The organism is Microvirga medicaginis (assembly GCF_052658925.1).
Map to the genome: position 1 here is coordinate 306767 of NZ_JBQWEL010000003.1, position 14025 is coordinate 320791.

13 protein-coding genes are annotated in these 14025 nt (G+C 64.1%); 1 reads left to right on the forward strand and 12 read right to left on the reverse strand.

Going from position 1 to position 14025, the window contains the following annotated elements:
* Positions 1-241 precede the first annotated feature (241 nt).
* The 9 genes from ACUXUR_RS06635 to ACUXUR_RS06675 form a co-directional block, all read right to left on the reverse strand.
* Entirely contained in the window at positions 242-892 is a 651-nt protein-coding gene (locus ACUXUR_RS06635) for an HAD family hydrolase (RefSeq protein WP_445501554.1), read from the reverse strand.
* Positions 893-959: 67 nt separating this feature from the next.
* Positions 960-1454 (reverse strand): F0F1 ATP synthase subunit B family protein, encoded by a 495-nt coding sequence (locus ACUXUR_RS06640; protein WP_445501555.1) that lies wholly within the window; start codon positions 1452-1454, stop codon positions 960-962.
* Between the two features lie 13 nt (positions 1455-1467).
* A complete protein-coding gene (locus ACUXUR_RS06645; protein WP_445501556.1) occupies positions 1468-2022 on the reverse strand; it encodes a F0F1 ATP synthase subunit B family protein in 555 nt (184 codons plus the stop codon).
* Between the two features lie 266 nt (positions 2023-2288).
* Complete coding sequence (locus ACUXUR_RS06650; protein WP_009764739.1) at positions 2289-2513, reverse strand: F0F1 ATP synthase subunit C; 225 nt, start codon at positions 2511-2513, stop codon at positions 2289-2291.
* 58 nt (positions 2514-2571) lie between these two features.
* Positions 2572-3300, reverse strand: a complete 729-nt coding sequence (locus ACUXUR_RS06655) for a F0F1 ATP synthase subunit A (protein WP_445501557.1) — start codon at positions 3298-3300, stop codon at positions 2572-2574.
* Positions 3301-3361: 61 nt separating this feature from the next.
* A complete protein-coding gene (locus ACUXUR_RS06660) occupies positions 3362-3733 on the reverse strand; it encodes an AtpZ/AtpI family protein (protein ID WP_445501558.1) in 372 nt (123 codons plus the stop codon).
* 206 nt (positions 3734-3939) lie between these two features.
* Positions 3940-7398: a chromosome segregation protein SMC gene (gene smc / locus ACUXUR_RS06665; RefSeq protein ID WP_445501559.1), complete on the reverse strand. Its 3459-nt coding sequence runs from the start codon at positions 7396-7398 to the stop codon at positions 3940-3942.
* A gap of 45 nt (positions 7399-7443) precedes the next feature.
* Positions 7444-8082, reverse strand: a complete 639-nt coding sequence (locus ACUXUR_RS06670; RefSeq protein ID WP_445501560.1) for a DsbA family protein — start codon at positions 8080-8082, stop codon at positions 7444-7446.
* 73 nt (positions 8083-8155) lie between these two features.
* Positions 8156-8686, reverse strand: coding sequence for a DUF721 domain-containing protein (locus ACUXUR_RS06675; protein ID WP_445501561.1), 531 nt, complete (start codon positions 8684-8686; stop codon positions 8156-8158).
* 57 nt (positions 8687-8743) lie between these two features.
* Between ACUXUR_RS06675 and mutY the strand changes: the two genes are divergently transcribed.
* The gene (gene mutY, locus ACUXUR_RS06680) at positions 8744-9859 is read left to right on the forward strand and encodes an A/G-specific adenine glycosylase (RefSeq protein WP_445501562.1); all 1116 of its coding nucleotides are present in this window, start codon (positions 8744-8746) and stop codon (positions 9857-9859) included.
* Between the two features lie 148 nt (positions 9860-10007).
* On the opposite strand, the gene ACUXUR_RS06685 is transcribed toward mutY, so the two are convergent.
* The 3 genes from ACUXUR_RS06685 to ACUXUR_RS06695 all read right to left on the reverse strand — a co-directional run bounded on the left by ACUXUR_RS06685 (position 10008) and on the right by ACUXUR_RS06695 (position 13920).
* Positions 10008-10913: a LysR family transcriptional regulator gene (locus tag ACUXUR_RS06685; RefSeq protein ID WP_445501563.1), complete on the reverse strand. Its 906-nt coding sequence runs from the start codon at positions 10911-10913 to the stop codon at positions 10008-10010.
* A gap of 215 nt (positions 10914-11128) precedes the next feature.
* A complete protein-coding gene (locus ACUXUR_RS06690; RefSeq protein WP_445501564.1) occupies positions 11129-12940 on the reverse strand; it encodes an ABC transporter permease in 1812 nt (603 codons plus the stop codon).
* Positions 12937-13920 carry an ABC transporter substrate-binding protein gene (locus ACUXUR_RS06695; RefSeq protein WP_445501565.1) on the reverse strand — a complete coding sequence of 328 codons (984 nt, stop codon included), beginning with the start codon at positions 13918-13920 and terminating at the stop codon, positions 12937-12939. Before ACUXUR_RS06695 ends, ACUXUR_RS06690 begins: the two co-directional genes overlap by 4 nt.
* Between the last annotated feature and the right edge of the window lie 105 nt (positions 13921-14025).

Sequence of the window (14025 nt, forward strand, 5' to 3'; positions counted from 1 at the left end):
GTGCCGGGCATTTCTGTTTCGGAGGTATTCGTCATGCCGGCCCTGCGGTGCAGAACCCGAAAGCGTGTGGCGAACACACTCTTCATCATGGTTTGATCGTCATGGCCGCACTTGTTGCGGCCATCCGCGTCTTGAGAACCGCTGAGTCATGAAGACGTGGATCCCCGGCCGGGGATGACGATGCCATATTCTGCTAGCGAGCCAGGATCTCCGCTGCGCTCCGTCCGGGATGACGCCGTCGTTACGCGGAGGCCAGCACAGCGTCCTTCAGCTCTGCCATCCGCTCAATGATGATGGAAGCACCCGCCTGCCGCAGCGTGTCCGCATGTTCCGGCCCGCAATGGCCGCCGCCGGTAAAGCCGATCACGCGCATATCGGCAGCAAGCGCTGCCTGAACGCCGGTGGGCGAATCCTCGATCACTAGGCACTCTTCCGGGCTGACGCCCATCTGTCTTGCCGCATGAAGAAACAGGTCCGGTGCCGGTTTGCCCCGCGCGACCTGTGTGGCGCTGAAGACGTTGTCGAACAGATCGGCGAGACCTGTGACACGCAACGACAGGGCGATCCGCTCCGGAACCGAAGAGGAAGCGACGCAGCGCGGATAGGGCAGGGAGAGAATCGCCTCGCGCACGCCCGCAATTGACTGCAGATCCGTCTCGAACCGCGCGAAGAGAGCGCGGTTGATCTGCTCCGCGAAATCGTCCGGCAGCCTGCACGCGTGGTCGGCTTCGATCCGCGCGACCATGTCCTTCATGCTCTTGCCGACGAATTGACGTGCGATGTCGTCCGCCGTGTAGGGCAGTCCGAGATCCGTCAGAACGTCCGCATCGACCTTGCACGCGAGGGGCTCGGAATCGACCAGAACGCCGTCGCAATCGAAAATCAGCAGCATGGTGCCTCCAGCAAAAAGGCCGCCTTTGAGGGGCGGCCTTTGAAATCGTCGGCGATGTGCGAGAGGCTTACTGGAGCTTCGAACGCACGTCGTTGAGGCCCTGAGACACCAGCGAGGCTGCGGTGTTGCCGGTGATCTCCTGGCGCAGAACGCGCTCGGAGGCCTTGACGGCGGCATCAATGGCAGCGGCGCGGACCTCGGCGGCAGCCTGGGCTTCGGCCTGTGCGATCTTCGCCTCGGCGGAGGCGGTGCGGCGCTTCACGAAGTCGGCCATCTTCTCCTGAGCTTCCTGGGCCAGGCGCTCGGCCTCGCCCTTGGCGTTGGAGACGATGTCGGCTGCCTCGCGCTCGGCTGCGGCACGCTTGGCCTCGAATTCCTTCAGGAGCTTCTCGGCGTCCTCGCGCAGGCGCTTCGCCTCGGCGAGTTCGTCGGCGATGCGCTTGCCGCGGGAATCAAGCTGGTTCAGCACTTTTCCGGGGACGCCGTAATAGAACATAATGCCCCAGAAGATGACAAAGGCAACGGCGACCCAGAATTCGGCGTCGGCGAACAAATGGCTCATGGAGGCCTCCTGGTCAGGCGTTGATCTGGTCGAGGGCGGACTCGACCGCCTGCGGGGCCGGAGCCTTGCCGGTCAGACGCTCGATGATGGCGCTGGCCGTATCGCGCGCGATGCCGCGCACATGGCCCATGGCTTCCGCCTTACGGGCAGTGATGGTGGCCTCGGATTCGGCAAGGCGCTTGTTGAGGTCGGCCTCGAGGGCCTTGCGCTTTGCGTCGCTCTCGGCGGCGAGCTTGGCGCGCGTCTCCTGCGCGAGAGCCTGGGCGCGGCCCTTGGCCTCGGCCAGAGCCTTCTCATAGGCAGTTCCGGCTTCTTCGGCGCGGGTCTTCATCGCGGCGGCCTCGTCGAGATCGCGGGCGATGATCGCGCGCCGGTTCTCGATGATGCCGGTCAGGCGCGGCAGAACCAGCTTCGACATCAGGGTGTAGAGCACCCCGAAAGTGATCACGAGCCAGAGGAGCTGACCGCCATAGGTCTCCGTCGCGAAGGGCGGGAAGCCGACATCCTCGTGAGCGCCACCGTGCGCTTGGGTTTCGGCGTGGGTCGTCTGAGCCTGAGCCTGGGCCATGGAGCAGATCCTGAAAGGACGAGTAATCCTGGAGCATACGCTTTCCGGCAAGCCGGAGCGAACGCATCCTCTTTTAGTGCCACATCGTGTTCGCGAGGAGCCGGGGCTCACCTGACGACACGATGCTTGGAGCATCGGACGTGAAAAGTGGATTCTACTTTTCCGCACGATGCGCTGGAAACAACGAATGACGGCGGGGCGCCGCCGTCACTCTTGTCGAGGCGAGACGCCTGCCGCGCCCCGACCTCCCGATCACCGTCTTGTAATTAGGTGAAGAGCAGAACGAGAGCGACGACGAGGCAGAAGATGCCGAGACCTTCTGCGAGCGCTGCGCCGATGAAGGCGCGGGCGAACTGGCCGTCAGCAGCCGACGGGTTGCGCAGAGCGCCCGACAGGAAGTTGCCGAAGATGTTGCCAACGCCCATGGCGGCGAGGCCCATGCCAATGCAGGCAAGGCCCGCGCCGAGGAACTTGAAAGCAACCGGATCCATTGTGAACTCCTTGAGTAATGCTGTGACCGGGAGGGGAGGGAGTAACGAGAGCGCAGACCTAGTGGCCCGGGTGCAGCGCGTCGTTAAGGTAGATGCAGGTCAACACCGTGAAGACGTAGGCCTGCAGAGCGGCGACGAGGAACTCGAGCGCCATGAGAGCAACCGCCATGAAGAGCGGCAGCGGAGCGAGGATCGCCAGAGCTCCACCGGCACCCAGGAGCGCCACGACGAAGCCGCCGAAAACCTTCAGTGCGATGTGTCCCGCGAGCATGTTCGCGAAAAGACGCAGGGACAGCGAAACCGGCCGGGACAGGAACGAGATAACCTCGATGACCACGATGAAGGGCAGAAGCCAGGCCGGCACACCTGACGGCACGAAGAGGCCGAAGAAATGGGTGCCGTGCTTCATGAGGCCGTAGATCACCACGGTGCCGATCACGAGGATGGCCAGCGCGAAGGTGACGATGATGTGACTCGTCACCGTGAAGAAGCCCGGGATCATGCCGAGCATGTTCGCCGTAAACACGAACATGAAAAGGGAGAAGACGAGAGGGAAGAACTTCATTCCCTCCTTGCCCGTAGCATCCGTGAGGGTGCCTGCCACGAAGTCGTGCAGGATTTCCGCGATCGACTGGCCGCGACCCGGGACGAGCGCCCGCTTGCGGGTCGCCAGCATGAAGCCGCCCACGATCACGGCTGCAGCGCCGAGCATGAACAGCGACGAATTGGTGAAGTTGATAGCCGGAATGATGGGCTTGATCTGGAATTGCTCGATCGGGCTCGCCATGATCCGCTCTTAAATCTCGCTGTTGTCCACTGCCGTTCGGCGATCGAAATCGGGCTTTTGATTACCGCTTCTCGTCATACTTGGCCCGCTTGACCAGTCCGGCTGCCCGCATGAGGTTGAGCATGCCGGCACAGAAGCCGAGTATGAGAAAAACGATCAGACCCCAAGGGGAAATCCCGGCGAAGTAATCGACGAGCCAACCAATGACCCCGCCAGCGACGACCCCTGCGACGAATTCGGCCGAGAGCCTGAAGGCTTGGCCCATGGCGCGGGAATCGGACGTCTGGCGGTTGCGAGGTTCAGCCTCAGCGCGCTGCACGGATGCCTGAGAGATCCGTGCGTCGAGAGATTTCAGCCTCGCCGAAAGGTTAGCATCATCGGTACCATCCGGTTTCCGCTCATTTTCGCCGTTCCGCCCGGTAGGGTCCGCCATCGCGATCTCCTAAAAAGCGTTACGGGAAAATGCTTGGAAGCCTAGCCCCGAAAGCTGGGCGCAACATATGAGCGGGGGTCCCCCCTGTCAAGGACCGTCTGAAAACATCTAAGTAATTGAAATATCTACGATAAGGCCGATTTTGGACGCGCTTGGCCTAAATGCGCACACGATTTTAAGGCCGAAGCATGGCGGGGTTAAAAGCCTTAGGCCACCTCAAGAATGCGCTCGGCGCTCTGCAGATCGACCGACACCAGCTGCGAGACACCGCGTTCGGCCATGGTGACGCCGAAGAGCCGGTCCATGCGCGCCATGGTGATCGGGTTGTGGGTGATGACCACGAAACGGGTTTCCGTCTGGCGGGCCATCTCCTCCAGGAGATCACAATAACGCTCCACGTTCGCGTCATCGAGCGGGGCGTCCACCTCGTCCAGCACACAGATCGGCGAGGGATTCGTGAGGAACACCGCGAAGATGAGGGCTGTGGCGGTGAGCGCCTGCTCGCCGCCCGAGAGCAGGGTCATGCTCTGGGGCTTCTTGCCGGGCGGACGGGCCAGGATTTCGAGGCCGGCTTCCAGCGGGTCGTCCGAATCGACCAGGGTCAGCTCCGCCGTGCCGCCGCCGAAGAGGGTGGTGAAGAGGCGCTTGAAATGGGCGTTCACCACGTCGAAGGCCGCCAACAGACGTTCACGCCCCTCGCGGTTGAGACTGCCGATGGCCTGACGCAGGCGCTTGATGGCTTCCACAAGATCGTCGCGTTCGGTGGCGATGCTCGTGTACTTGGTCTCGAGCTCGGTCAGCTCCTCGTCGGCGCGCAGGTTCACGGCACCGAGGCGCTCGCGATCGGCCTTGAGGGAGTGGAGCTTCGATTCGATCTCACTATGGGAAGGCAGCTCGGTTGCTTCCTTGAGGCCTGCCATCTCGATAAGGCCTGCCGGGGTCGTTTCGAGATTCTCCGCAATCGCGCGGGTGATCTCGGCCAGACGCTGGACGGCAGCTTCATGGCGCGCCTGGGAGCCGGCGCGGGCCTCACGGGCAGCGGCCAGAGCTTCGAGAGCTGCGCGGGCGGCGCGGTCCGTCTCGGCAAGGCCCGTCTCGGCATCGGCAAGCCGGTCGGCGGCTTCCTTGCGCTTGGCCTCAGCCTCCTCGACCTCATTGATGAGCGCGCGACGGCGCTGGAGATAGGTGTCAGGGGCCTCCAGCAGGCGCTGGTGCTCGTCCTGGGCGCGCTCCAGGCGCTCGCCCAAATCCTCATGGGCCTTGGCGGCGCGGGCGGCGCGCTCGGTCCAGAGGCGGATATCGGCAGCAATCGAATCCTGACGACGGCGGTGCAGCTCGGCTTCGTGCATCAGGGATTGCACAGCGGCGCGCGCCTCCGAGGCCGCTGCCCGGCGCTCGGCCACGCGGGTGCGCTCTTCGAGCAGGCGGCTTTCGAGATCGGGCGCGGGTGCCAGATCCTGCAGGGCGCCTTCCGCATCCTGCACGCGCTCCAGGGCCTCGGCCTCGCTTTCGGAGAGACGGGTCAGGCCTTCCTGCAGGGCCGAGCGACGCTGACCGAGCTCGGCTTCCCTGCGCTCGGCGGCAGAGAGGCGGGTCCGGGCCGCGTCCAGAGCCTGACGGGCCTGGCGCGCAGCCTCGATGGCCTGCATTTCGCGGGAGGCGGCTTGGCGAACGGTTTCCAGGGCGGCTTCGGCCTCGTGGCGCAGCTGCTCGGCCTGCTCGCGGGCCTCGGCGGCCTCACGTTCAAGATCGCCCAAGCGATTCTTCTCGGCGAGGCGGCGAGCCGCCGGGGAGGGGGCTTCCGCCGCCGTGGTGAAGCCGTCCCAGCGCCACAGGTCGCCTTCCTGCGAGACGAGGCGCTGGCCGGGCTTCAGGAGGCCCCGCAGGCGCAGGCCATCGGCCTTGCTCACCACGCCGATCTGCTTGAGGCGACGCTGCAGCTCCACGGGAGCCCTGGAGAGATCGGCAAGCGAGCGCACGCCTTCCGGTAGGGACGGATCGCTCTCGCCAGCGCCGGTCATTTCCCAATGGTGCGGGGCGGAAGGGTTGGTGGAGGCTTCGAGATCGTCGCCGAGGGCCGCGCCGAGCGCCGCTTCATAGCCCTTCTCGACCGTAATCTGGTCAAGAGCCGGAGGCCAGAGATCGCCGGTGGCGGAGGTGACGAGCTTGGCAAGCGTCAGAACCTCGGTCTCAAGCCGCTGAGCCTTGCGCTCAGCCTCGTTGAGGGGCTGGCGCAGACGGTTTTCCGCCTCGCGGGCCGCGGCCAGAGCTTCGCGGGCCTCGATTACGGCTTCTTCAGAGGCCTGTGCGGTTTCCTCCGCGAGCGCCATTTCCTCGCGCAGGTCGTCGATGGGCGGGCCGTCCTCGGGAGAGCCGGAAAGAGCCTCGATCTCACGCTCCAGGCGCTCTTTCTCGGAGCGGAAGCGCGCGGCACGCTCCATCTCCTCGCGCACCGAGCGCTCAAGCGCCGCGCGGCGGGCGTTGAGATCGGAGGTCTGGGCCTGAAGGGCGCTCAAGGCCGCCTCCGCCTCGGCCAAGGCAGCTTCGGCTGCCTGGAGACGCTCCTCGCTCTCGGCGCGGATATCGTCGGCACCGTCCGTGGTCTGGGCGATCTCGGCCGCTTCAACCTGCAGGCGCTCGATAGTGGCTTCCGCATCCGCGCGCTGGGCGGCCTCGCGGGCGATGTCCCGGTTCAGGTCGCCGATATGGCGCTCCAGCTCCACCACACGCTCCTTGGAGCGGCGCTCTTCCGATTCGAGCTCGTTGCGGGCATGGGTCAGGCGCTGCAGGGCCGCAGCAGCCTCGGCCTCGGCCTGCCGGAGGGCGGGAATGCCATGGGCCGCAACGGCCTGGGCGGTGGCGGCGCGGGTCTGCTCCTCGGTGAGGTCCGCGACCGCCTTGAGGTCTTCCGCCACCTGGCGTTCGGCGGTGGCCGCCTGCTCCCGCGCATCGGCATAGCTGATGGCGTACATCAGCGCTTCGAGGCGGCGGATTTCGGCAGAAAGGTTCTTATAGCGGGAGGCTTGGCGCCCCTGGCGCTTCAGGCTTTCGATCTGGCTCTCGAGTTCCCGGATCACGTCCTCGACGCGGACCAAGTTGTCCTCGGCGGCCTTGAGGCGCAGCTCCGCCTCGTGGCGGCGGGCATGGAGGCCGGCAATACCGGCGGCGTCCTCCAGGATGCGGCGGCGGGCCTGGGGCTTGGCCGAAATGATTTCGCTGATCTGGCCTTGGCGGACGAGGGCGGGAGAGCGGGAGCCGGTGGCGGCATCGGCGAACAGGATCTGCACGTCGCGGGCGCGCACTTCCTTGCCGTTCACGCGGTAGGTGGAGCCTTCCTCGCGCTCGATTTTGCGTGAGATCTCAAGGATATCCGTATCGTTGAAGGCGGCAGGCGCCGTGCGCTCCATGTTGTCGATGGTGAGCATCACCTCGGCCCAGTTACGGGCCGGGCGTCCACCGGAGCCGGAGAAGATGACGTCGTCCATCCCCGTGGCGCGCATGTTCTTATGGGAGTTCTCGCCCATAACCCAGCGCAAGGCTTCCACCAGATTGGACTTGCCGCAACCGTTCGGCCCGACCACGCCGGTCAGGCCCGGCTCGATCAGGAAGTCGGTCGGCTCGACGAAGGTCTTGAACCCCGCAATGCGAAGGCGCGTCAGCTTCATGGACGCGCCTTTCCGCCCCGCCCTTTGGAGGCAGGGATAAGGGGCTTACTCGCCCAGCAGAGGTTTGATGACCTTTTCAATCTCATCGATCGACAGGCTTCCCGGATGACGCTGACCATTGATGAAGAAAGTCGGCGTGGAGTCTACGTTGAATTGCTCCATACCCCGGTTCTTCACCGCATTGACTGCGTCATAAAGTTTCTGGTCCTTGAGGCAAGCGTCAAATTTTTCCTGTGAAAAACCGGCTTGGCGCATGAGCTGGCGCAGGGCGTCGAGCGGCTTATCCACAAAAGCCCAGTTCCGCTGCTGCTCGAAGAGCATGTCGGTGATGGGGTAATATTTGTCGTTCCCGTCGCAGCGGGCGAGCATGAAGCCGGCGGTTGCCAGAGGGTCGAGGGGAAACTCGCGCAGGACGAAGCGGATCTTGCCGGTGTCGATGTAGCGCTTCTTCAGCTCAGGCCAGGTATTCTTGTGGAAATTGGCGCAGTGGGAGCAGGTCATCGAGGCGTATTCGATGACGGTCACCTTGGCGTTTTCCGGGCCCAAGGCCACGTCTCCGAGGGGACCCTGCACCGCGAGATCCTGAACGGCCACGTTCTGGGCCATGGCCGGAAGGCTCGTGGCGAGGAAAGCCGTAACGGCTGCGGTTCCGAGAAGCTGAAGCGTCTGACGCCGGGTGATCATGGTCGAGGGAACTCCTGAAGAGGTTTCGTTCTGCGGTAGAATGCCTTGGGCGGAGAGGCAAGCGCCTGTCATCTCACGCTTTCGTGCGTGAACCGGAGCTGACGATGGCCTGGCCCAGCCGGTCGAGGGCAGCTTTCAAGCCATCTTCCTCGATGTCATGAAGTGCGGAGCTGACCTTCGCCCTGGCCTCTGGCGTGAGAACCGGAGCGGGAGGCTTCTTCTTCTCGACCCGCCGCACCGGGCCTTGTTTCAGCACGATTTTGCCGATGCAGCGCCAGCCATAATAAGTGTTCACCCGGTCGATGACGGTCGGGGCCATGTGCTGGAGTTCGAGCGCGAAGGCGCTTTCCACCCGTATCACGAGAGTTGCCGGCTCCGGCCTGGTCTCCGGGTCGGCATGGGGCGGCTTTCGCTTCCACTCGATCTTGAGCGGTTGGGTGAAGGCGGCGAGCCGCTGGCCCACGATCTCGGGCCAAGCCATGAGGATATCTGAGGTCGCAAAGCCTTGCGCCGCCAAGCTCGGGGAGAGACAGGCATCGAGAAACTCGGCGAGGGGGCGGGCCAAAGGCCTTGGGTGTTTCACAGGGGGCCTCGGCTGTCTCATGTTGAATGTCCAAAAGCCGCGTTGGAATATTCGGTGTAGACCGCTATTCCAAATCTCATGTTAACGCCCGCCACGAGCGCGACCAAGCCCGATCCGCAGGACCTGCTTGCCTGGTACGACCGTCACCGGCGCGAGTTGCCGTGGCGCGCCAAGCCCGGCGAGACGGCAAACCCTTACCGCGTCTGGCTCTCAGAGGTCATGCTGCAGCAGACGACGGTGGTTGCGGTCAAACCCTTCTACCTGAATTTCCTGGAACGTTTCCCCAATGTGGAGGCTCTCGCCGAAGCTCCTTCAGATTCGGTCATGCAGTCCTGGGCGGGGCTCGGCTACTATTCCCGCGCCCGCAATCTCCATGCCTGCGCCAAGGCAGTTGTGGAAAAGCATGGCGGGCAGTTTCCCTCGACGGAGGCCGACCTTCTGACGCTTCCCGGCATCGGCGCCTATACGGCAGCGGCCGTGGCGGCGATCGCCTTCGACCGGAAAGCTGCGGCGGTGGACGGCAATGTGGAGCGGGTCATGTCCCGCCTCTTCATGGTCGAGGAGCCTCTGCCCAAGGCAAAGCCTCTCATCCGCTCCCTGACCGAAGAACTCGTGCCCGAGGAAAGGCCCGGCGATTTCGCTCAAGGTCTCATGGATCTGGGCGCCACCATCTGCACGCCCAAGCGGCCGGCCTGTGCGCTCTGCCCTTGGATGAAGCCCTGCCAGGCCCGCGCTGCCGGCCTGCAGGAAACATTCCCGAAGAAGCAGAAGAAGGAGACAGGACAGTTGCGCAAAGGCGCGGCCTTCGTGGTGCTGCGCGCCGACGACACGATCCTGCTCCGCACCCGCTCGCCGACAGGATTGCTCGGCGGCATGGCCGAGCCGCCGACGAGCGAGTGGGCGCCGAATTACGAAGCATCCCGCGCGGTGCTCGACGCCCCCATCGAGGCACGCTGGCAGCGCCTTCCTGGTACGGTGCGCCATGTCTTCACCCATTTCCCGCTGGAGCTGACGGTGCTCTTCGCGAAGGTGCCGAAGGGCACGCCCGCGCCCGACGACATGCGCTGGACTCCGCGCCTCCACCTGCACGAGGAGGCACTGCCCGGCGCCATGAAGAAGGTGCTGGCGCATGCGCTGGGGGACTTGCCGGGGGCGAAGAAGGCTTCAAGCAAGACGCAAGCGAAGAGCGCTTAGACAGAGCTACAATAATCTCCATAGCCTCACCCTGAGGAGCGTAGCGTCTCGAAGTGCGAGGCGTTTCCAGAGAGCACTGGATCCTCCTTCGAGACGGATCGCTCCCGCGATCCTCCTCAGGATGAGGGGGTGTGACTTGTGAGAGGAATCAGCCGCCCACAAGCGCGCGCTGACTGCGCTTGAACAAGGCCGCTAAAGCATTCGCCACGCGCGTCACGCTCGGCCTGTTGCGGCTGCGGCGATGCATGACGAGGAACACGTCCTCGATCAGGTCGCCTTCGGGTTTTACCACTTGCTTGAGATCGGGATCGGAATCGCCGAGCCAGCAGGGAAGGAAGGCTGCGCCTAAACCCGCTTTCGCCGCCTGATAGCGGATCGGCATGTCGCCGATGCGGGCAGCAATCGTGCGGCCCTGTGCGAACTCGGCAACGTAAGCAGCTTGCCGCGACAGGGTCGGGTCCTCGGGCGGCGCGATGACGGCGTCCGGGTTTTCCGTAGTGGCGTAGATGGCGAAGGCAATCTGTCCGATCTTTCGCACGACGAGATCGTCCGTGCCCTCGGGCAGGGTGCGCATGCGTAAGCCAATGTCGGCCTCGCCCGAGGCGAGATCGAGCTTGCGGCGGGTCGGGATGTACGCGATCTCCACGGGCTCGGCGGCGTTGTGCAGCTCCGCCGAGTGCAGCGACAGGAACATGGCGACCGAGGATGTCGCCGTGATCCGGACGGGCGCATCGGGATCGGGCCTGTAGGCCGCAGCCGTGCGCGAGACCACGCTTGCCGCCTCGCCCATCGGGGAGGCGGCCTCAAGGATTGCTTGGCCCGCCTCCGTCAACTCGAGATTGTTGGGACCGCGCTGAAAGAGGTCGAGCCCAAGGGTTTCCTCCAGCGCCTTGATGCGCCGCGCAATCGTCGGCTGGCTTTGGCCCAAGGCTTTCGCCGCTCCATTCATCGATCCATGAGCCACCACGGCCAGGAAGATCCTGAGGTCGTCCCAGGTTGGCTCGGTGTGGAAGGGGCTGACGGGAGGAGGCATGTCGATAGAAGAAGAAACCATAAGTCGATGTTAAAGCGCTTGACGGGGGCTGGCATAGGGGATTGTTCCCTCTCAGGATGTTCTAACGAGGACACCCCGCACCATCGCGAGAAAACCCTTTGCCCGCAGCCCTTCAGCCGCGTGAGAGCATTCTACACTTCTGACGAGGTCATGAGACTTCACACACCGCCAATGGAAGAGCGCCAGCTCTTCGACGCGGTAAGGTTCTAAAACGCTCAGGCGCTCAAAGCCGGTCTCGGCTCCACGTGCCCTATGGCTCCTGCACGAAGCGTATCTCGTTTCGGTTCTCGAGCGGAGAACGCCGCGCCTTCTGCCGGGCAGTGCCAGGGCAGGGCGCCGCTTGGCAGGTACCGGCTCAATGCATGGAGTGCGAGCATGGTGAGCGTGACGACCGCAACGATGACGATGGCGACAGCCGAAGCCTGACTTGTGAGCCCTGCCTCTTCGAGATTGTAGAGGACGACGCCGATGGTCTCCGTGCCGGCCGACCAGAGCAGGGCCGAGACGGTCAATTCGCTGAAGGCGAGCAGGAACGCCATCAGGCCGCCGGCCACAGCAGCCGGAAGAAGCGAGGGGAGGATGACGTCGGCGAGCCGCCGCGCGAGTCCTGCACCGTCGAGAGTGGCGGCTTCCTCCTGCGCCACATCGACCTGCGTCATCCCGGCGAGCACGGGCTTGAGCACAACCGCCAGGAAGCGGGCGAGATAGGCGAAGACGATGATCGACGGCGTGGCATAGAGCGAGACGCCGATCAGAGGCAGGGGCTTCAGGAACAGGAGAATGCAGGCGATCGCCAGCACGATACCGGGCAGGACATAGGAGGTTTCGAGAAGAGCCGTCGCTGGAATTCGCGCAGTCCCCATGAGGCGCACCAAAGAATATGCCATCGGGATCGACAGACAGGCGAGCAGGCACGCCGCACCGCCTGCATAAGCGAGCGAATTCACGAAAGCGCGTCTGGTCACGTCCTGTCGCGCCAGCACCTCAATGAAGTTGTCCAGGGTGATCGTCGTGAGGCTCAGCGGCATGCCGTAGGACGGCACGAGAGCCGCCGCCAGCAGTGACAGCATGGGCAGGACGAGAACCGCCGTGATGATGAAGGCAACGAAAATCTCGGCAACCGCGCGGACTCGGCGGAGATGCCAGAAAGGTTGCAGGGGAGCATCCTCTTCCAGGAGAACGTCCCCGCGGCGCGTCAGGATCTGGCTGGCGGCCACACAGACGACGGCGATGACCGCAACGAGAAGGCCGAGCGCCGCCACATCACCGAGCATGCCGGTCCCGAAGCTCGACAGGCGGCGATAGATGAGAACGGGAAGAGTGAGATAATTCACCGGTGCGCCCAGAAGAGCGGGAATCCCGAAATTGCCGATGCCCGCCACGAAAGCGAGCAGCCCTGCGCCCATGAGATGGGGACGCAGCAGCGGCATCACGTGATCGATGACGATACGCAGAGGCTGTGCGCCATCCACCCGCGCTGCTTCGACGACGGTGAGCGGAATGCGCTTAAGGCCCGCGCTGATCACCACGTAGACGAGCGGCGCGTGATGCAGCCCCAGCACCAGGATGATACCGCTGCGTCCGAGCATCGGGTTCGTGCTGCCGGCTTGCGGCGCAAGGCCCAAGCCGTTCAGGATCGGAGAGGCCGGGCCGGTGAGATGGAGAAAGGCCAGTGCGATGACCTGGGGCGAGATCATCACCGACAGAACGAAGAGGAACGAGGCGAAACGGCGCCCGCGCATGTCGGTGATGCCCAGCACCAGCGCCATGATCGTGCCGAGCGGGACGGCCAGAAGGCTGGAAATGAAGGCGGTTTCCAGTGTCGCCTGCGCCGCTCGCAGTGCCGCCCGGCTGGACAGAGCGGAGAGGGCTTTGCCGGGATCGAAGATGCCGCCCGGTGCCAGGGCCGTCAGGAGAAGCCGCAAGGCGGGCAGAATTTCGAGAGCGACAAGAATCAAAGCGACAAGAGCGAGGAGGCCGAAACCTCCCCGCTCCAGGAACGATCGATCGTGCGGACGATATCTCACTGTCCGAAGATGTCAGCGAAGGCTGCCTTGTTCTTCGTCTCGTCAGCCAACGCCTTCGCCGCGTCGAACGACATGACCTTGATCTGGTCGCGCGCAGGATAGCCTTCCGGCAGAGGAACTGCGGGATGAGCAGCGATGTAGCCCTGCTTCAGGGCGAGCTCCTGGCCCTCCCTCGAGAGCAGGAAATCGATGAAGGCGCGGGCGGCTTCAGGGTTCTCGGTAGTCTTGAGGATGGCAGCAGGCTCCGAAACGGCTGAGACGCCTTCCTTCGGGAACACGAATTCGACGGGAGCGCCCTTCGCCTTCTCGCGGATCGGCATGTAGTCGACGATGACACCATAGAGCTTCTGTCCGCCGGCCACCTGCTTCAGCACGTCGCCGTTCCCGCCGCCCGCCATGGCGTCGTTGTCCTTGAGGTCCTCGTAGTATTTCCATCCGCCTTCGAGGTTGCCCGTCAGTGTGGCGGCGTGGATGAGGGCTGCGCCCGAGGTGAGGGGGCTCGGCATTACCAATTGGCCCTTGACCTCCGGCTTCGTCAGATCGAGCCAGGAGGCTGGCTTGAACGAGGCCTTCGTGTTGTAGGCAATGCCGGTGGTGATCAGCTTCGTGGCGAACCAGAATTTCTGCGGATCGTGCGTGCCGGCCGGATAGGCGGATACATCGGCTTTCTCGTGAGCGAGCAGCCGATCCTCCTTCTTCAGGCCCTCCATCGTCACGCTGTCCGCGATCAGAAGGACATCGGCCTGGGGTTGTCCGGCCTCGAACTCGGCGCGCAGCTTGGCGAGGATCTTCGGGGTTCCATCACGCACGAACGTGACGTTCACGCCCGGATGCTTCGCCTTGAAGGCATCGATGGTCTGCTGCGCGTCAGTATTCGGCTGGCTCGTATACAGCACGAGATTGCCGGAGATCCCTTGGGCCTGTGCGACGGCAGGCACGAGGGCGGTCAGAAGAGACAAGAGAATGAGCTTAGTGGACACGGGACAGTCCTCTCGGTTGACAAGGCCTTCCCCGCGCTAGCGGTATCAGATGACGCCTCTGTGACGAAAGGTTAGTGCAGGAAACAAAAAGGGCCAGCTGAAAGC

Coding starts and splice junctions, on each gene's coding strand:
- ACUXUR_RS06635 (WP_445501554.1), bottom strand. CDS start 892: ATGCTGCTGATTTTCGATTGCGACGGCGTTCTGGTCGATTCCGAGCCC.
- ACUXUR_RS06640 (WP_445501555.1), bottom strand. CDS start 1,454: ATGAGCCATTTGTTCGCCGACGCCGAATTCTGGGTCGCCGTTGCCTTT.
- ACUXUR_RS06645 (WP_445501556.1), bottom strand. CDS start 2,022: ATGGCCCAGGCTCAGGCTCAGACGACCCACGCCGAAACCCAAGCGCAC.
- ACUXUR_RS06650 (WP_009764739.1), bottom strand. CDS start 2,513: ATGGATCCGGTTGCTTTCAAGTTCCTCGGCGCGGGCCTTGCCTGCATT.
- ACUXUR_RS06655 (WP_445501557.1), bottom strand. CDS start 3,300: ATGGCGAGCCCGATCGAGCAATTCCAGATCAAGCCCATCATTCCGGCT.
- ACUXUR_RS06660 (WP_445501558.1), bottom strand. CDS start 3,733: ATGGCGGACCCTACCGGGCGGAACGGCGAAAATGAGCGGAAACCGGAT.
- smc (WP_445501559.1), bottom strand. CDS start 7,398: ATGAAGCTGACGCGCCTTCGCATTGCGGGGTTCAAGACCTTCGTCGAG.
- ACUXUR_RS06670 (WP_445501560.1), bottom strand. CDS start 8,082: ATGATCACCCGGCGTCAGACGCTTCAGCTTCTCGGAACCGCAGCCGTT.
- ACUXUR_RS06675 (WP_445501561.1), bottom strand. CDS start 8,686: ATGAGACAGCCGAGGCCCCCTGTGAAACACCCAAGGCCTTTGGCCCGC.
- mutY (WP_445501562.1), top strand. CDS start 8,744: ATGTTAACGCCCGCCACGAGCGCGACCAAGCCCGATCCGCAGGACCTG.
- ACUXUR_RS06685 (WP_445501563.1), bottom strand. CDS start 10,913: ATGGTTTCTTCTTCTATCGACATGCCTCCTCCCGTCAGCCCCTTCCAC.